Annotated in this window: 22 protein-coding genes and 1 pseudogene; 16 read left to right on the top strand and 7 right to left on the bottom strand. The window is 42.7% G+C overall.

Annotated features, from left to right (window positions below):
- Window positions 1-194 precede the first annotated feature (194 nt).
- Entirely contained in the window at window positions 195-1,211 is a 1,017-nt protein-coding gene (gene pseB / locus F6K46_RS07610) for a UDP-N-acetylglucosamine 4,6-dehydratase (inverting) (protein ID WP_293060538.1), read from the top strand.
- 21 nt (window positions 1,212-1,232) lie between these two features.
- On the opposite strand, the gene F6K46_RS07605 is transcribed toward pseB, so the two are convergent.
- The gene (locus F6K46_RS07605) at window positions 1,233-1,373 is read right to left on the bottom strand and encodes a hypothetical protein (protein WP_293060540.1); all 141 of its coding nucleotides are present in this window, start codon (window positions 1,371-1,373) and stop codon (window positions 1,233-1,235) included.
- A 292-nt stretch (window positions 1,374-1,665) separates the two neighbouring features.
- On the opposite strand from F6K46_RS07605, the gene F6K46_RS07600 reads away from it, so the two are divergent.
- The 14 genes from F6K46_RS07600 to F6K46_RS07535 all read left to right on the top strand — a co-directional run bounded on the left by F6K46_RS07600 (window position 1,666) and on the right by F6K46_RS07535 (window position 12,925).
- The gene (locus F6K46_RS07600) at window positions 1,666-1,920 is read left to right on the top strand and encodes a hypothetical protein (RefSeq protein WP_293060542.1); all 255 of its coding nucleotides are present in this window, start codon (window positions 1,666-1,668) and stop codon (window positions 1,918-1,920) included.
- Window positions 1,880-3,049, top strand: coding sequence for a UDP-4-amino-4,6-dideoxy-N-acetyl-beta-L-altrosamine transaminase (gene pseC, locus F6K46_RS07595; RefSeq protein ID WP_293060544.1), 1,170 nt, complete (start codon window positions 1,880-1,882; stop codon window positions 3,047-3,049). Before F6K46_RS07600 ends, pseC begins: the two co-directional genes overlap by 41 nt.
- 54 nt (window positions 3,050-3,103) lie before the next feature.
- Window positions 3,104-3,841, top strand: coding sequence for a glycosyltransferase family protein (locus F6K46_RS07590; RefSeq protein ID WP_293060546.1), 738 nt, complete (start codon window positions 3,104-3,106; stop codon window positions 3,839-3,841).
- Between the two features lie 245 nt (window positions 3,842-4,086).
- Complete coding sequence (locus tag F6K46_RS07585) at window positions 4,087-4,476, top strand: pseudaminic acid biosynthesis-associated methylase (RefSeq protein ID WP_293060548.1); 390 nt, start codon at window positions 4,087-4,089, stop codon at window positions 4,474-4,476.
- Window positions 4,477-4,479: 3 nt separating this feature from the next.
- The gene (gene pseG / locus F6K46_RS07580) at window positions 4,480-5,514 is read left to right on the top strand and encodes a UDP-2,4-diacetamido-2,4,6-trideoxy-beta-L-altropyranose hydrolase (RefSeq protein ID WP_293060550.1); all 1,035 of its coding nucleotides are present in this window, start codon (window positions 4,480-4,482) and stop codon (window positions 5,512-5,514) included.
- Window positions 5,514-6,170, top strand: a complete 657-nt coding sequence (locus F6K46_RS07575; protein WP_293060552.1) for a formyltransferase family protein — start codon at window positions 5,514-5,516, stop codon at window positions 6,168-6,170. The genes pseG and F6K46_RS07575 overlap by 1 nt, the downstream gene beginning before the upstream one ends.
- Window positions 6,171-6,220: 50 nt before the next feature.
- Window positions 6,221-7,231, top strand: coding sequence for a glycosyltransferase (locus tag F6K46_RS07570; RefSeq protein ID WP_293060554.1), 1,011 nt, complete (start codon window positions 6,221-6,223; stop codon window positions 7,229-7,231).
- A gap of 102 nt (window positions 7,232-7,333) precedes the next feature.
- A complete protein-coding gene (locus tag F6K46_RS07565) occupies window positions 7,334-8,383 on the top strand; it encodes an N-acetylneuraminate synthase family protein (RefSeq protein WP_293060556.1) in 1,050 nt (349 codons plus the stop codon).
- A gap of 17 nt (window positions 8,384-8,400) precedes the next feature.
- On the top strand, window positions 8,401-9,579 hold the full coding sequence (locus F6K46_RS07560; RefSeq protein ID WP_293060558.1) for an ATP-grasp domain-containing protein: 1,179 nt from the start codon (window positions 8,401-8,403) through the stop codon (window positions 9,577-9,579).
- Window positions 9,576-9,950 carry a hypothetical protein gene (locus F6K46_RS07555; RefSeq protein ID WP_293060560.1) on the top strand — a complete coding sequence of 125 codons (375 nt, stop codon included), beginning with the start codon at window positions 9,576-9,578 and terminating at the stop codon, window positions 9,948-9,950. The genes F6K46_RS07560 and F6K46_RS07555 overlap by 4 nt, the downstream gene beginning before the upstream one ends.
- Before the next feature lie 275 nt (window positions 9,951-10,225).
- Window positions 10,226-11,023 carry an amidohydrolase family protein gene (locus F6K46_RS07550; RefSeq protein WP_293060562.1) on the top strand — a complete coding sequence of 266 codons (798 nt, stop codon included), beginning with the start codon at window positions 10,226-10,228 and terminating at the stop codon, window positions 11,021-11,023.
- Between the two features lie 18 nt (window positions 11,024-11,041).
- The gene (locus F6K46_RS07545) at window positions 11,042-12,085 is read left to right on the top strand and encodes a 4-hydroxy-2-oxovalerate aldolase (protein WP_293060564.1); all 1,044 of its coding nucleotides are present in this window, start codon (window positions 11,042-11,044) and stop codon (window positions 12,083-12,085) included.
- A complete protein-coding gene (locus F6K46_RS07540; RefSeq protein ID WP_293060566.1) occupies window positions 12,051-12,740 on the top strand; it encodes a PIG-L family deacetylase in 690 nt (229 codons plus the stop codon). The genes F6K46_RS07545 and F6K46_RS07540 overlap by 35 nt, the downstream gene beginning before the upstream one ends.
- Window positions 12,737-12,925 (top strand): SAF domain-containing protein, encoded by a 189-nt coding sequence (locus F6K46_RS07535; protein ID WP_293060568.1) that lies wholly within the window; start codon window positions 12,737-12,739, stop codon window positions 12,923-12,925. Before F6K46_RS07540 ends, F6K46_RS07535 begins: the two co-directional genes overlap by 4 nt.
- 439 nt (window positions 12,926-13,364) lie before the next feature.
- Here the strand turns inward: F6K46_RS07535 and F6K46_RS07530 are convergent, their stop codons facing one another.
- From F6K46_RS07530 to F6K46_RS40060, 4 genes are all read right to left on the bottom strand, one after another.
- Window positions 13,365-13,937: a tetratricopeptide repeat protein gene (locus F6K46_RS07530; RefSeq protein ID WP_293060570.1), complete on the bottom strand. Its 573-nt coding sequence runs from the start codon at window positions 13,935-13,937 to the stop codon at window positions 13,365-13,367.
- A gap of 189 nt (window positions 13,938-14,126) precedes the next feature.
- Window positions 14,127-14,759, bottom strand: a complete 633-nt coding sequence (locus tag F6K46_RS40070; protein ID WP_365975317.1) for a transposase — start codon at window positions 14,757-14,759, stop codon at window positions 14,127-14,129.
- The gene (locus F6K46_RS40065; RefSeq protein ID WP_366510736.1) at window positions 14,752-15,144 is read right to left on the bottom strand and encodes a transposase; all 393 of its coding nucleotides are present in this window, start codon (window positions 15,142-15,144) and stop codon (window positions 14,752-14,754) included. The genes F6K46_RS40070 and F6K46_RS40065 overlap by 8 nt, the downstream gene beginning before the upstream one ends.
- Window positions 15,145-15,177: 33 nt before the next feature.
- Window positions 15,178-15,375, bottom strand: a complete 198-nt coding sequence (locus F6K46_RS40060) for a helix-turn-helix domain-containing protein (RefSeq protein ID WP_365975313.1) — start codon at window positions 15,373-15,375, stop codon at window positions 15,178-15,180.
- A 39-nt stretch (window positions 15,376-15,414) separates the two neighbouring features.
- Between F6K46_RS40060 and tnpA the strand changes: the two are divergent.
- Window positions 15,415-15,784 (top strand): annotated as a pseudogene (gene tnpA / locus F6K46_RS07520) (IS200/IS605 family transposase); the annotation flags it as partial.
- 821 nt (window positions 15,785-16,605) lie between these two features.
- Here the strand turns inward: tnpA and F6K46_RS07515 are convergent.
- Window positions 16,606-17,865 (bottom strand): methyltransferase domain-containing protein, encoded by a 1,260-nt coding sequence (locus F6K46_RS07515; protein ID WP_293060572.1) that lies wholly within the window; start codon window positions 17,863-17,865, stop codon window positions 16,606-16,608.
- Between the two features lie 699 nt (window positions 17,866-18,564).
- Entirely contained in the window at window positions 18,565-19,824 is a 1,260-nt protein-coding gene (locus tag F6K46_RS07510) for a methyltransferase domain-containing protein (protein ID WP_293060574.1), read from the bottom strand.
- Window positions 19,825-20,218 lie beyond the last annotated feature (394 nt).

The following is a 20,218-nucleotide window of genomic DNA, read 5'->3' as shown; positions in this document are numbered from 1 at the left end:
CTTTACTGCTACCTGCTCCCTAAAACCCAAAAATGTGTACCTTACCTAATTGAAAACCTCTATAATCCTTGCCTTGATGGAGTCCCTCATGGTGGTTTCCCCCAAGACCCCGTTGCATACCTATTGCCTATTGCTTTGCTAAAACGCATTTTAAAGGCGTTTTAGCTTACTATACAGTACTACCCGATTTTTTGATGTTAATTAATCAAGATAGTTCCATTTTACTCACCGGTGGAACTGGTTCCTTTGGAAAAAAGTTTGTAGAAACTATCTTGCAACGCTTTCCCAATATCAAGCGTTTAGTAATTTACTCCCGTGATGAGCTAAAGCAGTTTGAAATGGCTCAAAAGTTTTCCCCTAATCAATATCCGGGAATTCGTTATTTTATTGGTGATGTGCGAGATGGACAACGTCTAGCCCGTGCTTGCGAGGGAGTAGATAGTATTGTTCATGCTGCTGCTCTTAAGCAAGTACCTACAGCAGAATATAATCCAATGGAATGTATTCGTACCAATGTGTTGGGTGCGGAAAATGTGATTCAAGCTGCCTTGGATACTGGAGTTAAACGGGTTATTGCCCTCTCAACGGATAAAGCTGCTGCTCCCATCAATCTTTATGGGGCAACGAAGCTTTGCTCCGATAAGCTATTTATTGCAGCTAACAATATTAGGGGTGGAAGGGATTTGTCGTTTAGCGTTGTCCGCTATGGTAATGTGATGGGGTCTAGGGGATCGGTGATTCCCTTTTTTCTGAATAAGCGTCATGACCGTGTATTGCCCATCACCGATCCTCGGATGACTCGCTTCAATATCTCTTTGGCAGAAGGGGTAAAAATGGTACTCTGGACAATGGAACATGGCCAGGGAGGAGAAATTTTTGTACCCCGTATTCCTTCCTATAACATTACAGATTTAGCGAAAGCCATTGGTCCTGAGTGCGATCATCCTGTGGTGGGAATTCGACCAGGGGAGAAAATTCATGAGGAAATGATTACCACCTCTGATTCCTTTACTACTGTTGACCTTGGTTCTTACTATGCTATTTTGCCTACTAAGGCAAAGTACAGTATTGAAGAGTATTGTGAGAGGACTGGAGCCACGCGAGTCGAGCCCGGATTTAGCTACAACTCTGGTAGTAATGATCGGTTTTTAAGTATTGAAGAAATCCGGGAGTTGATTGTGGAACATGTAGATTCAAGCTTTAGGGTTTAAATCTATGGATGATAACGGTTTTCAATTGGGTGAGGTAGATTGTTTTAGGGAACAGGGAACAGGGAACAGGGAACAGGGAATCGGGAATCGGGAATCGGGAATCGGGAATCGGGAATCGGGAATCGGGAATCGGGAATCGGGAAAAAATCCTGTGTACCTCATAGCTATAATAAACGCTATAGCGTTTGTATCTGGGTTGTAAAAACATGAGTTGCTGTCAAAGGCAAAAGGCAAAAGCCAAGAGGCAAGAGGGGCAAAAGATCTGGAGTTTTATTTTCCAATAAAAATAGACTTCCTAGATTTACATCTCAAATACAAACGCGCTTATCAGCCGTCAACCGTCAGCCAAAGGCTCAAACTACGCGAACAGCTTAACATAAACCTCGTTTTTCGGCGTTGCTGAATCCTTGAATGAATAAGAGTAGAGTGGGCATCCTGCCCGCTCGGAAATATATTGAAACTGGCAAGATGCCAGTTCCACGCAAGATGCCCATACCACAACTGTATTAAAATCATTCGATTATTCAGCAACGCCCGTTTTTCTACTACTCCCTGCTCCCTGCTCCCTACTCCCTGCTCCCTGCTCCCTGTTCCCTGCTCCCTGCTCCCTACTCCCTACTCCCTACTCCCTACTCCCTGTTCCCATCAATCCTATATTGACATCTCAAATGAAAAATCCATATATTCCCTACGGTCGTCAAACTATTAGTCAACAGGATATTGATGCGGTAGTTGAGGTTTTGCAATCCGATTGGCTGACTCAGGGACCAGCGATCGCTAAATTTGAGCAGTCTGTGGCGGATTATTGCGGGGCGACCTATGGTGTAGCTGTGTCTAGTGCTACGGCGGCTTTGCACATTGCTTGCTTAGCTGTTGGGTTGGGCAACGGGGATACACTGTGGACCTCCCCCAATACGTTTGTGGCATCTGCAAATTGTGGACGATATTGCGGGGCAAGGGTTGATTTTGTTGATATTGACCCTAGAACTTATAACCTCAGCGTAGAGGAGTTAGAGCGCAAATTAATTTGGGCACAGGAACAAGGCTGTTTGCCAAAATTAGTAATTCCAGTTCATTTTGCTGGTCAGTCCTGTGAGATGAACTCGATTGCAGCATTAGCTCAAAAGTATGGTTTCAGGGTACTTGAAGATGCTTCCCACGCTATTGGTGGACGATATCAAGGACAGCCGGTTGGCTTAGGTCAGTTTTCTGATCTAGTCGTGTTTAGCTTTCATCCAGTCAAGATTATCACCACTGGTGAGGGTGGTATGGTGCTAACGAATCAAGCAGATCTATACGAAAAACTGATCCGACTACGCACTCATGGTATTACCCCCAAGCCGGAGTTGATGAAAGGGGAATCTGATGGTCCTTGGTATTATCAGCAGTTAGAATTGGGCTTTAACTACCGCATTACTGATATTCAAGCTGCTTTGGGTGTTAGTCAAATGCAGCGCTTAGAGGAGTTTGTTGAGCGGCGCAGGTTTTTAGCTGAGCGATACAATCAGTTGTTGTCAGACTTGCCTTTAACTCTACCTTGGCAACATCCTGATACAAATTCAAGTTGGCATTTATATGTGATTCGGCTAAATTTGGATAAGATTAATAAGACTCATCGTCAGGTATTTGAGGAACTTCGTAGTTTGGGAATTGGTGTTAATTTGCACTATATTCCGGTGCATACGCAGCCCTATTATCAAGAGTTAGGTTTTGGTTGGGGTGATTTTCCTGAAGCAGAGAAGTATTACCAAGAAGCAATCAGTATTCCCCTACATTATGGATTAACTGAACAAGAGCAAGACAGGATTGTTACTTCTTTGAGCAAAATCTTAATATAAAACGGGTGTAATACTTTGTAAAGTATCAGCGTTTATGAAGAGTAAAACTATTAAGTGAAACTAGTAATAATAGTCCAGGCTAGAATGACTTCGACCCGCCTACCTGGTAAAGTCCTTAAACAGGTATTGGGTAAACCTTTACTGGACTATCAAATTGAAAGACTACGACGGGTTAAGCTCGCCGATGAAATTGTAATTGCAACGACAATCAATCAAACTGATGAACCGATTGTTGAATTATGCAATAGTATTTCTATTCCCTATTTCCGTGGTTCTGAAGAGGATGTCCTGGCCAGATATTATGGTGCTGCTGTAGAGCATCAAGCAGATGTTGTTGTGCGGGTAACGTCAGATTGTCCTTTGATAGATCCTCAGGTTATTGACCAAGTTATTCAGTTTTATCTTGACCATCAAGGTGAATATGACTATGTTTCTAACTCTTTGCAGCGAACCTATCCTCGCGGTATGGATACAGAAGTGTTTTCCTTTGCTGCCCTCGATGAAGCATTCCATGAAGCGAGTGCGCAACCAGATCGAGAGCATGTCACCCCGTTTATTCATAGGCAGCCGGAACGATACCGTTTAGGTCATGTAACCTATGTTGAGGATAATAGTAATCATCGATGGACGGTGGATACGGCGGAGGACTTTGAGTTAATTCGGCGGATGCTGGAAGCGCTCTATTCTCAGCAACCAGAGTTTACATTAGAATATTGTTTAGACCTGGTCAGTCAGCATCCTGACTGGTCTGAGCTTAATGCTCACATTGAACAAAAGCAGTACGGTGAGTAATTCAAACTATGGAGGATTTGTGGATAATTTTATAACCGAACAGGAAGCCTTCTGGGCAGGGTAATTTGGATATGAATATATTACCCGAAATCAATCGGATATTTCAATTGCCCGCAATATTGTCTTGTTTTATAAAGTTCTGAGTCACACTCGTTGTGTTGACTCTGTTATTGAGTTTGGTTCCAATATTGGTTTGAATTTGCAAGCCATTAAGCAACTTCTTACCAAAGCAAATTTTTCGGCTATTGAAATCAAGAATAAAGCTGTTTAAATATTACAAAAATATACATACATACGCCCAGTATATTCTTGATTTTTGGCCAACTCAAAAATACGATTTCGTCTTAATCAAGGGAGTTTTGATTCATATCAATCCAGATAAGTTGGCTCAGGTGTACAGATTATTATATGAATCAAGTAATCGTTATATCTGTATTTCAGAGTACTACAACCCTACACCTGTAGAACTGAACTATCGTGGTCATCAAGGTAAACTATTTAAGCGTGACTTTGCCGGAGAACTTATGGATCAATTTGATGACTTGAGGCTCTTGGATTATGGATTTGTCTATCATCGGGATAATCAGTTTCCACAAGATGATACAACTTGGTTCCTGCTTGAAAAAAACTGTTGATCAATGAAGCTAGTAATCCGAGCTGACGCTTCCCCAAAAATTGGCACTGGGCATGTCATGCGCTGCCTGGCTCTGGCTCAGGCATGGCTGGAGGAAGGGGGGCACGTGACCTTGTTGATGGGGAACGCAGCACCGGCACTGGAGACCCGGTTACAGGCGGAAGGCATCCAAGTAGGCCACTTATGCGTTCCGTCGGGCACTGCGGAGGATGCTGAGCAAACCATTGCCCAGGCCAAAGCATTGGGGGCAACTTGGGTGGTGGTGGATGGCTATCACTTCGGAGCTGACTATCAGCGAGTAATTAAAAAAGCCGGGTTACGGCTGTTGTTTATTGATGACTATGGCCATGCAGCTCACTACTGGGCTGACCTAGTGTTGAATCAGAATGTGTATGCCCATGAGGGACTGTATCCTAAACGGGAATCCTACACCCAGCTGCTGTTGGGTACCCAATATACACTCCTCAGGAAGGAATTCTGGCCTTGGCAAGGCTGGCAGCGGCAGATCCCGACAGTGGCACGGAAGGTGCTGGTTACCTTGGGGGGAGCAGACCCCGATAATGTGACCCTGAAGGTGATTCAGGCATTACAGCAGGTCAAGGTTGAAGGACTCGAAGCAGTGGTAGTGGTTGGGGGGAGTAATCCTCATTATGAGCAGTTACACGCAGCAGTGCATGATTCGGGGGCAGCAATTACGCTCAAGTATAATGTGACGAATATGCCGGAGTTGATGGCTTGGGCAGATATTGCGATCGCAGCTGGGGGAAGTACTTTTTGGGAGTTGACTTTTATGGGACTACCTAGTTTAATTATAATTGTGGCTGACAATCAGAGAGCAATCGCTCATAAATTGGACGAACTATGTGCTGCTGTAAGTTTAGGATGGCACGACCAAGTTTTTCCAGAACAAATAGCAGAATCAGTCGCTCAAATTTGCTTATCCAAAAAACAACGTTGGCAACTCCACCAAAGTAGCCAAAATTTAGTTGATGCAGAGGATAAATTCAAAGTTATAAAGATACTTTTGAAAAAAAAATAATGCAATGCTTAACGATTACAATTTTATCGGATAGCAATAGTTGGATTAATAACTATATTCCTTATCTAGTTAAAAAGCTAAAGGAAAAACAACATGTAGTTAAGTGGATTTATCAAGCGAAAGAGATTCCACAAGGAGACTTAGTTTTTTGTTTAGGATGCGGACAAATTTTGTCATCAGAAGTTTTGAAGAGAAATTCAAAAAATTTGATTGTTCACGAAAGTGCTTTACCTCAAGGAAAGGGTTGGTCGCCTCTCACTTGGCAAATCTTAGAAGGGAATAATGAGATTCCAATTACGTTATTTGAAGCTGAAGAAAGTGTAGATAGTGGTAAAATTTATCTTCAATCCCTTTTAAAGTTTCAGGGAAATGAACTTGTTGATGAATTGCGTAAAACTCAAGCCGAAAAATCAATTGAAATGTGCTTAAAGTTTGTCCAGCGATATCCAGAAATTATAGAGATAGGGAAAGAGCAATCTGGAGACTCAACCTACTATCCTCGTCGAAAGCCAAAGGATAGTCGTTTAGATCCAGAACGAACAATAAAAGAACAGTTTAACCTTTTGCGAGTTGTAGATAACGAACGCTATCCAGCTTTTTTTGAACTCAATGGAGAAGTATATATATTAAAAATAGTAAAAAAACATCATCAGTAAGGAGGTTGATTTGGTTGCTTACTTAGTGGTTGGTCGAGGGATGTAAAACCATGAGCCAAACATCTGCTAAACTCGCCATCCATGTTGATGGCGGCACCACGGTTGGGTTGGGTCATGCCACACGGGGGATTGGCTTGGCTGAAGCCTGCAAATCCTTAGGATTTACAGTGATGTTCTTGATTGACCCAGCCTCAGGGCTAAAGGATTTTCTCTCCAACCGGAGGCAAGAGGTACACGTTTGTGAGGCTACTCCGTTAGGAGTGTTACAAGCCGCCCAATCAATAGGAGCATCGGCATTGGTAATTGATAGCTATCGCTTCGATGAAGCGGCATTGCGATTGCTCCAAAATCAAGGTTTACTCATCATTTGCTTTGACGATCAAGCTAACCGTGCTTTACCTGTGGATGTGGTAATCAACGGCTCGCCCGCTGCTCCCAGCCTCACCTACGACGTGGGACCCGATACACACCTATTGTTAGATGTGGCCTATCAGGTGGTACGTCCTGAGTTTTGGCCCCATGTGCCCCGCGACTATGACACCCTGGTGCGATCGCTCTTTGTCAGCATTGGTGGGTCAGATTTACTGGGTATCTTTGACCCATTAATTAAGTTTTTGGATCACCATGCCACTTCGTTACTAGCTAATGTCACAATAGATTTTGTCCTTGGACATTTTGGCACTGCGGGTGATCGTCCCTTGGCGGCTAACCTCCGAATCCAGCACAGTCCTAAGGATATGCGATCGCTCATGGTCAAGGCAGATTTGGCAATTAGTGCGGGGGGCCAAACCCTCTATGAACTAGCTCGCTGTGGCACTCCTACCATTGCCTTTTGCGTAGGTGCAGACCAAATTCCCAATTTGACCGCTTTAGAACAGCGAGGGTGTATAGTAAACATCGGTTGGGCCAGTCAACCCAATTGGTTAGATAAGTTGCACCAAGTGCTGCAACAGTTATTGGTAAATCCCAATCAGCGGGCGGTATTGGGCAAGGCTAGTAGTAACCTAATCGATGGTAAAGGGGCAACTCGGATTGCTAAAGCGATTCAGTCGTTAATCTAAAACTTAAGTCATGAAGAAACTTGTGGTTTTTTACGATGAAACCCCCGACCTCTGAAAAAGAATTTCCAGGGTAATTTCTAATTAAAATGATTTTCAAATTCCATGATTGAACCGTTTTACATTGGTGATCACCCCATTGGTATCGGGCATCCAACTTATATCATTGCCGAGATTGGTAGTAACCATAACCAAAACCTTCAGCAAGCCCTCGATATGATGTCCTTAGCCGCAGAAGCAGGGGCAGATGCCGTTAAGTTTCAATCCATTCAGTTTGATGATTTGTACCTTGAAAAACTCGAATCCTCTGAGTTTCGGGAATGGTTTCGGCAAATTGAACTTGATGAATCTTGGTATCCAAAACTTGCTGACCATGCCAAAACCTTAGGCGTTGATTTTTTATCTTCCCCCACTTACCCAAGAGCCATCGACTTGCTCGAAGCTGTGGGTGTCCCAGCCTATAAGATTGCCTCACCACAAGCCCAGGGCAATTTAGCAGTGGTGGCTAAAGCGGCAAAAACAGGTAAACCTTTAATTATATCGATTGGCTACTGTGAGTATGGCGATATGGCACGGGTGGTGCGCTTGTGCGAAGACCTCGGCAATCGCTCGATTGTTTTGTTGCACTGCGTTTCTAAGTATCCAGCGTTACCCACAGATGCTAATTTACGATTCATTCAAACGCTGGCAGCCATGACCCAGTTGCCTACGGGCTATTCTGATCATACCTTGGGGATTCACATGCCCTTGGCGGCGATCGCTCTTGGTGCTTGTGTCCTAGAAAAACATGTTACACTAGACCGCAACTCAGAAGGTCCTGATCATCGCTTTGCGGTTACCTTTCCAGAATTCAAAACCATGGTGCAGTCGATTCGAGACATTGAGGCAGGACTGGGCACTGGTACCCGGCTTAGTCTTTTGCCCGAAGAGCTCACCTATCGCAGAAATGTTGAGCTAAAGGCGGTCTCGAAAGCTTCCATTCCAGCAGGTAGCCTCTTAACCGATAAAAATATAAACTTTGTGCGATCTAGTCAAATGGGCATTTCTATTGAGTATAAACCACTGTTAATGGGAGCAACTGCTAAAACCGAAATTGGGCAAGATAGTCTGATTAAATGGTCAATGTTAAGTCTACAAGATGAGGTTGGCGCGTGAGGCAGAGTAAAAAGTTGATGATTATTGGGGCGACGTGGGAGCAAGTACCCTTGATCGAAACCGCTAAGCATCAGGGGCATACTGTTCTTGCTACCGATCCCAATCCAAATGCTGTCGGGTTAGCTCTAGCAGATGAAACAGCAATCTTGCAGCCCCGCGATCTCAATCAAGCCCTGGCCATCGCTAAGAAACATCAGATCCAGGGCGTCACCGCTGATGAATGTGACTACTCCCACTATGCAGCTACCTTTATCAGTGCAAGTTTAGGGTTGCCCCATGCTGGAATGGCAGCGGCTCAAGTGACCACTAACAAACGATGGATGCGTGAACGCTGTCGCGAACACCACATCTTGCAACCTCGCTTCGTACCCTGCCGTACGATGGACGATGTCAACTTGGCAGCGGATTTGATCGGCTTTCCACTAATCATTAAACCTACAGATAACCGGGGAAGCTTTGGGGTTCACAAACTTGATCGAGCCGAACAACTGGAAGCAGCTTACCTTGATGCCTTGATGAATGCCCATTCCCGGGAGATCTTGGTCGAAGCCTACATTGAAGGGATACACATCACGGTTGATGGTTGCGTGGATCAAACCGGACAACACCATAATCTGGGCATTGCTTCCAAGCAAGTCACTCCCGGCGAGAAACCTATCATTACTGAGGTACTATACCCTGCCGCCATTAGCGAAGAAATGACCAATCATGTCCTTAAAACCAATAACAAGGTTGTTGAAGCCTTAGGAATTACTAACGGTGCCACCCACTCTGAATATATCGTGGATGAAAAAGGACGTTGTTTCTTGCTAGAAACCGCCAATCGGGGAGGAGGCGTTTTAACGTCTGGGAAAATCATTCCCGAAATTAGTGGCGTGAATATTTCAGAGTTACTAATCGCCAACGCCTTGGGTGAACCCTATGAGGTTCACTCCCAGTTAAATAAACAAGCGGCAATGCTAACATTTTTTGTCTTCGAAAGCGGCACAGTTAAAGCCATTTCGGGTATAGAGGAAGCTGAAAATATTCCTGGGGTTTTGCATTTACAACTGCGGATTAAACCGGGTGATGTCTTGTTACCGCCCCAATCCGGTGCAGGTAGACATGGGTTTGGTATTCTTACTGCAAACAATAGTAATGCGCTCCAAAACCTGCGAGAAAAAGTTGTTCATGCAATTACCCTGGAGTATCAATGATTAATCAAGAGACTCTTCAGCAAGTTGAGCAAAAATTAATTGATCGATACTCACAGCGCTTAGAAAAATTCGGTTGCGATCCAAGAACTTTGGGTTGGGATTCTCTACAAAGCCAAGATCTTCGATTTGCGACGGCTTGTGACTCCCTCAAATTTAAGCATAAATCTGTTTTAGACGTGAGATGTGGTCTAGCCGATTTTTACGACTATATGATCCATCAGGCTCAATTATCTTTGAGTAGCTACACTGGGTTTGACATCAATCCAGATTTAATTCGACAGTGCCAGCATAAATTTCCTAGTTGCAATTTCTCGGTTGTCAATATTCTATTGGACAAACCTTCTAGTGCCAATTGGGATATTGTTACCTGATTTGGATTACTTAATTTTCGATTCCAAGAATTTGAAAATATTACATATGCCAAGGCAATAGTAACGACGGCATTTTCACTCTGTCGAGATGGATTGGTGGTAGATATGCTGAGTACTCGAATGGATGACAATTATCCCAAATAAGATTTCGTTTACTATTACAATCCATCAGAAATGTTGGATTTTGCCTTGAGCCTTACACGTCATGTGATCATGCGGCATGGCTATCACTCGATCCCACAACGAGAGTTTATGTTGATTTTGAAAAAACACCCATGACATATATCGACATTTGTATTCATCCGGTTTTCACGCCCAAGGAAGCAGATCTATTTAATGTTTCCTTCAATTCCTTAGAAGTATTTAGTACTAGAATTATATCGGAATTTGAGCAGCATCATATTCATCATAGTATGGTGTGCTTATTTGATAGTAATCCGCTCAATGATTTTAATAACATTCAAAAGTTTATAGAGCTTAAGCAATCTCGCAAACTATCATTTTCTTGTTTAATCGACTTTCGAGATCCTTCTTGTCAAGATGTATTAGTGAACGCAGCTAAGAGTGGATTTTCTTCGATCACATTCCACCCTTATCTTCAAGAGATCGAATCCACTCATTTCGCTCAAATTGCTGATATTTGCCAACAGGCTGAAAAACTAGGTCTGTTTGTCTGTGTATGTTCTGCCTATGGCAGCAAAAAGATTTTTAAGTATTACAGTTTACCTCTAGTGGTGCATCTTGCTGAGCGCATCCAGTGTCCGATTGTTATGATTCATGGTGGTGGAGCCAAGGTTTTAGAAGCATTTCTGATTGCTGAAATGTATCCTCAAATTTACTTTGAAACTTCTTTCTCTTTGCCCTACTGGATTGGTAGCACTGTTGAAACTGATTTTGCCTTTGTCATGAAGAGTTTGGGTGCCCACCGCTGCATGTTCGGTTCCGATGCTCCGTTCATCCCTCTTGACCAAGCAATTAGTAGTCATTTCGATTTCTTTAAACGGCATCATTTTACAGACAATGACATTGATCAAATTATGGGACGCACAGCAGCAAAATTGTTAGGACTTTAAGCTAGAGCTGTATAATTAATGATGACTTCAAAACGATCAGTTAATCTAGTAGACTGCACTCTGCGGGATGGCAGCTACGCTACCAATTTTCAGTTTTCAGCTCGCGATACCCGCAAAATTTGCCAACACCTAGAAGCGGCTGGCATCAAGATGATAGAAGTAGGCCATGGCTTAGGTTTGGGAGCTTCGTCATTGCGCTATGGCGTAGCCTTTGAATCGGACGAGGATTATCTTAAGGCAGCGACTACAGCCTTACATAAAGCTCAGTTTGGTGCTTTTTTTATTCCTGGTATTGGGTCAGCCGACCACATTCGTCAGGCTCAAGCGTTGGGGATGGACTTTATTCGTATTGGTAACGACGTGGGCAACATTGGAAAAGCCCAACCTTTTGTGGCTTTGGCCAAAGACTTAGGAATGCAGGTCAGTCTCAATTTCATGAAGAGCTATGCAGTGTCTCCCGAAGAATTTGGTCCCATCATTAACTCGGTACAAACCTGGGGGATGGACATGCTGTACGTGGTAGATTCGGCGGGTTGTATGTTGCCCAACCAGGTGGCAGAGTATATTAGGGTTGTGCGCGATTGCTCCGATGTTGCAGTCGGTTTTCACGGGCATAACAACTTAGACTTAGCCAATGCCAACTGTTTAGCAGCGGTAGATGCTGGAGCCACCTATGTCGATGGCACGTTGCTGGGTATGGGTAGAAGTGCAGGGAACGCCCAAACCGAAGTCCTAGCCTATTTGCTCAACCAGGCAGGTTACGAGTGCCCGGTTGACCCGTTTGTGTTGTTTGAGGCTGCTGCTCGCTATATTGAGCCCTTAATGCCCTATCCCCAAGGCTTGCCATCGATGGATGTAGTAATTGGTATGTCGAAGTTTCACTCCGGGCATCTACCCCGTTTTAAGCGGGTCTTGAGCCACTATGATGTGGACATTCGTCGGCTAGTGATGGTAGTTTCGCAGATTGATTGTGTGAATCCATCGGATGAGTTAATTGAAACTGTTGCTAAAGATTTGAGTCGCATTGATGAATACAGTTCTCGTGATCGCCGCGCATCCTGATGATGAGATATTGGGCTGTGGTGGTACCATAGCCCAACACGTTCAACAAGGTAATACTGTTCATATCCTAATCCTAGCCGAAGGTGCTACAAGCCGAGCCTCCAATCGCGATCGCTCACAATGGAAATCTCAACTTTCGGGATTAGCTGTGGCTGCTCATAAGGCCAGTGACATTTTAGGCGCAGCCTCTGTCACGCTCGATAATTTTCCCGATAATCGTATGGATGGTTGTGAACTGTTGGATGTGATTAAGGTGGTTGAACAAGGCATTGACCAACATCAGCCCGAGATCGTTTACACCCACCATAGCGGTGATGTCAACATTGATCACCGCCGCATTCATGAAGCCGTGATTACCGCCTGTCGTCCTGTCCCTGGACATCCAGTCAAATCACTCCTATTTTTTGAAATACCTTCCAGTACCGAATGGCAACCCCCTGGCTCTGCCCCCATCTTTGCACCCAACTGGTTTGTAGATGTAACTGAAACCCTCAACTTCAAGCTCAAAGCCCTGGAAGCCTATCAGTCTGAAATGCGTCCCTGGCCTCATCCCCGTTCATTACAAGCCGTTGAACATTTAGCCCGTTGGCGGGGAGCCAGCGTAGGCGTTGAAGCAGCTGAAGCCTTTATTTTAGGAAGACAGTTAGTGATGTGAGTCTTGATATTGCTGAGGATATGCAAGCCGGAGATATCTTAACCCCAAAGAATTTGAGAGCAATTAGACCGGGGTGCGGATTGCCTACTAAATATTATGATATTCTCTTGGGGAAATCCGTGAAAGCTGATGTGAAGAAGGGAACTCCAGTCAGTTGGGAAATGGTCATGTCTGGAGAAAAATAAGTAAGAAAGTTGCAAACCGACATTACGTCCGAAGGACGTACTACAAAAAGATTTATAACAAGGATGCTGGCATTCAGCTTTTGCTATTGAGTTCATTCTCAATAAGCAGGCAGAATAATCATGATAATTGAATTTGCTTATGTAGTATACAGCTGAAGGGGTGACAAGCGCCCTGTAACCCTTGATATATATTAAATTGAGCGAATTATGGTAAAAAAAGATAGGTCATAAATTGCTGAGGGGGTGACAACCAGGCTAAAAATTGCTTGGGGTAAGCTTTTGAGCCATGCTATCCCAAAAAAGATTGGGTCGATTGACAGGTTGAATAACGCCCCTATTTGGGATGGTCTTGTCTTGAAACCTAATTTTTTCGTTGGTCAAGTTCAATTGGGATGACCATCCCTGGCTCGATCTTCTCAAAGGCTTACCAACTGAAACTCTAAAAACACAAAGCTTGCAGGGGAATTGTCACCCCCTCAGCTAGTTCAGCAGCTTTTTGGCAGTTAGCCATCCCTTCTGCTTGATTTCCCTTCTGAAGCTGGATTTGGCCAAGAGTACTATAAATCAAGGGATTTTCAGGCTGTGACTGAAGGGCTTGCTGAGAAACAGTGATTGCCTCATCCAACCGCTCTTGCTGGTAGAGCAGGGTCGATAAATGTCGGTAGAAGTAATAATTGTCCGGAGCTAACTCAAAGGCTTTTGCATAGCTAGCGATCGCACCATCAATGTCATCTTGCTGACCCTGAGCATTACCCAGCATGAAATAGGCATGAGGGTTGTCGGGCTGGGATTTAATCACCTCCTGACAAGCAGTAATACTTTCTTCTAAAGGGACAGTGTAACCAGAGGTTTGCACCACTGCTTTCTCTGTTTCCTCCAGTGTCAATCCTGCTGCTTGGATCAAATTCCGGTAAAGTTCTGCAGCGGTAGCCAGCAGCTCAGTGTCCTTGCTGTGGTCATGATCTCGATTGGAATTTTGTGGCGGCAAAGAAACCATATCGTTCTGATTCACTAACCTAGTTTCATAGAATCTCTGGGCGGCTGGGATAGAGAGGGATATGGATACTTTGACTTGGGAGCATAGGTGATTAATCCGTTGCTCCAATTGGGTCAGATACTCTTCTTGAGGAAGGTCAAAGCAGAGTAGGGGAAACGGTGATTGGCGGAAGGTGTCTAGGATGATGCGATTGTATTGACATACTCACCGCCCTGGAAGAGCGGTGATTCTTGACAGATCGTCGGGGTGCGCTACCGTTCGCGTAGCGTGACCTACGGTCTCAGCAGTCTTACCACCCCTCCTTGTCCGTTTTAAGTCGTGCCGATGCCCCATGCCGACTTTTTCTATATTCTTGGCAGCGTTCTCGTCTCTGTCTTGTTCGGTTCCACAATTAACACAGAGTATTGAGCGTACAGATAAATCGAGCTTGCCCCATTTAAAGCCACAATCTGAACAGACTTGACTAGTAGGCTCCCAACGGTTTATAACTCGAAAATCTCTGCCGTACTTATCTGATTTCGCATCACAAAGAGCTCTAAACTCTGACCAACCTTGCTGACTGATAGCTCGTGCCAGTTTACGGTTTTTGACCATTCCCGATACATTCAAGTCTTCCAAGACAATTACTTGGTTGTCGCTAACGATCTTGGTTGATAGTTTATGTAGAAAGTCTTTTCTTTTGTTGGTAATTTTATTGTTTAGTTTTGCGATTTTAATGCGAGTTTGCTCTCTCCGGTTAGACCCCTTGGGTTGCTTGGCAAATTTTCGTTGAGTTTTGCGTAACTTTCGATCTAGCTTTGAATAATCAGGGCTTTTGGCATGAATCCCGTCACTCAATAAGCGCGAAAGTTTTGATACCTAGATCGATTCCAATGCTTTGGTTCTTAGCATGAACTTTAACAGGTTCAATGTCTACTACAAAGCTCAAAAAGTAACTATTACTGCAATCTTTGATTATAGTAACAGAGCTTGGGTCTGTTCGCGTAGCGTGACCTTTGGTCAAAGGTAGTGCTCTAGACCATATCGGTTTGACCACTCCAATTTTTGCTAGGTAAACCCCATCACCTTGAATAGAGAAACCCCTACGGGTTAACCGTGCCGATTGCTTATTAGAACGTTTCTTGAATCGTGGAGACTTAACCTTGCGGCCTTTTCGTTTGCCTTTACAGGAATCAAAAAAGTTTTTAAAGGCAACTCCTAAATCAGCAACAGACTGCTGCAAAGGAACAACAGAAACTTCAGATAACCATTGCCTTTATTCAGTCTTTTTTGCCTGAGTAATGACTAACTTTTGTAAATCTCCAGATTTTAATACTTTCTTAGATTGCTTACAAATAGCTAAAGCATCGTTCCAAACCACGCGAACACAACCAAATAATCTAGCTAAGTCCTGTTTTTGTTGGTTTGTTGGATAAAAACGATACTGATATCTAGCTTTCAATGCAATGCTCAAAGTAGGTCTGTACTCTGATTATATAGTAGCATACAAGATTTGACAATGACTTTCCGGAAAGAACAACACAGCGTTACAAAGAACGCAAATACACTTAGTGTGTGTCATTAAATACCGTCAAAAGATCCTGACCTTAACAAGCCTCAAGACCATTGAAGACTCGTTCAAGGAGGTGGCTGAAAAGATGGGATTTGAAATTAGGGAGTTCAACGGAGAGTCTGATCACGTACACGCATTAATTGAGTACCCGCCTAAAATATCAATCTCTCAAATAGTTAACAGCCTAAAAGGAGTATCAAGTCGCAGATACGGACAAAGTGGATATCTTAAGCCATGCGGGAAAACTGCGCTATGGAGTCCTAGTTATTTCTCTGTATCCGTTGGTGGTGCATCTATTGAAACGCTAAAAGTTCAAGTTCATGTAGGGTGGGCAGTGCATCAGACAGATACCTTTGCTTGCCCATCCCGTTGGTCGGCACTGCCCACCAAACGATTAATCTCCTACGATTAATCTACCCACCCTCTTAACGGTTTCCTCCTCAACCCTCCCCATAGTTCATGTAGGGTGGGCAGTGCATCAGACAGATACCTTTGCTTGCCCATCCCGTTGGTCGGCACTGCCCACCTCAAGTAGCATCTCAAGTAGCGCATTAGCTGATAGCTGATAGCTGATAGCTGATAGCTTAGCTTAATTTTAGTCCTAGTTTTGCAGTAATCTCTAGGATTAGATCTTAATATAATAACCGGCAATTTTTTATATTTTTTTAGTAAATTAAATTCCTTAGCCACTAAATTTACCCTAAATTTACAGCGTTTTTCATAACTATGATATACACAGTTTTTTTTACCTCTTAGCTCTTCCATATTCTTTCTTCCCTACTCCCTACTTCCTAAAACCTAGGACGAAAGTACCTCACCCAATTAAGAACTGCTATTAATCCTTTGCCATTGATAAATTACGGTTTGACGATATCCACCAATCGGCTTGATTTTCAGATCAGCGAATCGGCTTAAGGTTTCTTGTTTCTTTCAGGGGTTCGTCAAAAAATAATATTTCAGAATTATAGCTTGGAGGCTTATTTAGTACAGCACTACGCATTAAGGTTAGGACATTTATAAAAGCAGCAAAAGCTATTATAATCAGCTATTGCTAGCATGCCTATTGCCTATTGCCTTGCGCGTAGTGCTATACCATTCCCCATTTCCCATTCCCCATTCCCAATGAGTCAACTATTTATAACAAATGGCAATCGTACTTTCGGGAGAGATTTTTGACTGTTGAAATTCGAGTTTTTTAAAGAGGTTATCGTGCTCCAAAAGTATCCTTTTCAGCGCTTCTTTTGAAAATAAAAAAGTTTGGTCTTTGGTGGAATATAAACTGACCCCTATAAGTGGCAGTGAGGAATCGCTTCTATCACGGTCCAACAAATTCTGCAAGGCCGAAATAATAGATGACGAAATAGTAGACTTAAATTTTTTATCTGATAAGGTAGGGAATTCGATAATCAATTTTTCGTTGCATAGCTGTGAGATCGTTCTTAGAGCCTTTATGGGTTCCTTCAGCTGATGTATTACATTTAGCAATAGAACTATATCAAACTTCTCCTTTAACGGGTCAGTAAAAATGTCTTGCTCCAAAAATACGCTCCTTTTTCCAAGAATTTCTTTTAAAATATTGCAGCCAAGGAATCGATGATGCTTTACTTCTGTGCCAACAACTCTCGAAGCATTCCTTTTTTCTGCCTCAAAACAGAAATACCCATAAGCACATCCAATATCTAAAACAGATTTACCTTTCAAGTCTTGATCTAAAACTATTAAATTGGCTGACTTGTCCTGACCAGGAGTGAATTTATTAGGATATACTTCTATTTTCTGATGACCAAACATATTGTTGTCAACAATATCGTCTAGTTCTTGTTGTGAATAGTGTGTTGGTTGCTCTAGGCATAATAAGTCCAAAGCTTCTTCTATGGAGTAAATTGGTAAATAGTTATCGGCAGAATTGATAATCTCAAAAGTTATCTCATATTGTCTGAGGAGCAAAAACCATTTCTTGTAAAAATCCGTTAAATCAAGCCGACACAAAAGCTCGAATATTCTTTGTTTTGGATATCGCGGGGTTAGATTTTTATTAAAGATCGGTTCAATGGTTGTTCTTAATAAAGACCGCTTAACAATTTCCGAACGAGGCGCAACTAATATATAAGCTCTAATCCTTTCAGGATAGTTTAGTAATTTAACTAACGCTGGCTCTCCCAGAAAGTCATTACCAATCTGGTCTACATTGTTTTTATAGGGCCAATACAAATTGTAATGAATTATGCACTCTTTGTTTAATAACTCACCCATCAAGGGGTGAGTTACTGCAACATCCATTATTAACGGGATGTCGTTCCATTCTCCATTTTTAATCCTTGATTCAATATATGTAGACTTGCCAGCACTCGAAACCCCCATAACCAGGTGAATTGGATTTTTACTATTCATAGTATATCTACTTAACTTATTATTATGCTACTGAACCCAACCTGAGATCATTAAAAAATCTACTTGCGCCGTTGGAGGGATAGGTCAGATCAAGTCCGGTTAATCACTTCTAATCGTTACAAGTTACAAGTTACAAGTTATATCATGTCCGGTTGAATACTTATACTAAGCGCAAAAGCAAGGCAGAAGGAATCCCCCCTAACCCCCCTTATTAAGGGGGGCAGGCAGAAGGCAGAAGTAAAGAAGTAAGGTTTCATCGAATAAGGTTTGTGATAACTAATTATCCGGACATGATATTACAAGTTCATGGTGGGCAGTGCACCAGACAGATTCCTTTGCTTGTCAATCCCGTTGGTAGGCACTGCCCACCCTAGGATTAATCTGGACTCTTTTCTTTGAGCTTTCCTGTAGAAGACATCGTCAAAACGCGCTACACCATCTCTCAAAGCACGGGGGCATTGCTGTGGAAACGGTTTCTTTGATCGGATTGAGTAGGGACGAATACGAACCTAAAAAGCAGACTCTATATATATTAGAGCAATTCTGCCACTTGTGAGGTACAAATATCTAGGTTTTAGGGAGCAGGGAGCAGGGAGCAGGGAGCAGGGATTAGGCAAGAGTGAAACAATCCTGTGTACCTCATGAGTCCTAGAAACGCTATAGCTCTATTTCTGTCTCAGATTATCGCCCTTAGTCCCACTATTTATAACAAATGGCAATCGTACTTTCGGGAGAGATTTTCGACTGTTTAAATTCGATTTCTTTAAAGAGGTTATCGTGCTCCACAAGTATCCTTTTCAGCGCTTCTTTTGAAAATAAAAAAGTTTGGTCTTTGGTGGAATTTAAACTGACCCCTATAAGTGGCAGTGAGGAATCGCTTCTATCACGGTCTAACAAATTCTGCAAGCCCGAAATAATAGATGACGAAATAGTAGACTTGAATCTTTGATCTGATAAGGTAGGGAATTCGATAATCAATTTTTCGTTGCATAGCTGTGAGATCGTTCTTAGAGCCTTTATGGGTTCCTTCAGCTGATGTATTACATTTAGCAATAGCACTATATCAAACTTCTCGTTTAACGGGTCAGTAAAAATGTCTTGCTCCAAAAATACGCTACTTTTTCCAAGAATTTCTTTTAAAATATTGCAGCCGCGGAATCGATGACGCTTTACTTCTGTGCCAACAACTCTCGAAGCATTCCTTTTTTCTGCCTCAAAACAGAAATACCCATAAGCACATCCAATATCTAAAACAGATTTCCCTGTCAAGTCTTGATCTAAAACTATTAAATTGGCTGACCTGTCCTGACCAGGAGTGAATTTATTAGGATATACTTCTATTTTCTGATGACCAAACATATTGTTGTCAACAATATAGTCTAGTTCTTGTTGTGAATAGTGTGTTGGTTGCTCTAGGGATAATAAGTCCAAAGCTTCTGATATGGAGGAAATTGGTAAATAGTTATCGGCAGAATTGATAATCTCAAAAGTTATCTCATATTGTCTGAGGAGCAAAAACCATTTCTTGTAAAAATCCGTTAAATTAAGCCGACACAAAAGATCCAATATGATTTTTGGTGAATATCGGTGGGTTAGATTTTTCCTAAAGGTCGGTTCAATGGTTGTTCTTAATAAACACCGCTTAACAAGTTCCGAACGAGGCGCAACTAATATATAAGCTCTAATCCTTTCACGATAGTTGAGGATTTTAACTAACGCTGGATCTACCATAAAGTCATCAACCAAATGGTCTACATTGTTATTATATGGCCTATACAAATTGTAATGAATTATGCAGTTTTGGTTTAATAAATAACCCCTTAATGGGTGATTTAATTCAACAGGAAATCTTACCGGAATGTCGTTCCATTCTCCATTTTTCATCCTTGATTCAATATATGTAGACTTGCCAGCACTCGAAACTCCCATAACCAGGTGAATTTGATTTTTACTATTCATAGTATACCTACTTAACTTATTATTATGCTACTGAACCCAACGTGAGATCATTAAAAAATCTACTTGCGCCGTTGGAGGGATAGGTCATATCAAGTCCGGTTAATCACTTCTAATCGGGGTGATCTCATGCATGTTAAGTTACAAGTTACAAGTTACAAGTTCATGTAGGGTGGGCAGTGCATCAGACAGATACCTTTGCTTGCCAATCCCGTTGGTAGGCACTGCCCACCCGAAGATTAATCTGGACCTAAATTAGGTTAACTGTCTTCAAAAAATTAAGTTCAAGTTCATGTCGGTGGGCAGTGCATCAGACAGATACCTTTGCTTGCCAATCCCGTTGGTAGGCACTGCCCACCCGAAGATTAATCTCTTACTTTAAGGCAGAAGGCAGAAG

This window comes from Moorena sp. SIO3E8 (assembly GCF_010692445.1).
Classification (GTDB): domain Bacteria; phylum Cyanobacteriota; class Cyanobacteriia; order Cyanobacteriales; family Coleofasciculaceae; genus Moorena; species Moorena bouillonii.
Note: the sequence above shows the minus strand (reverse complement) of the source record. Positions and strands in the feature narration are given on the sequence as shown.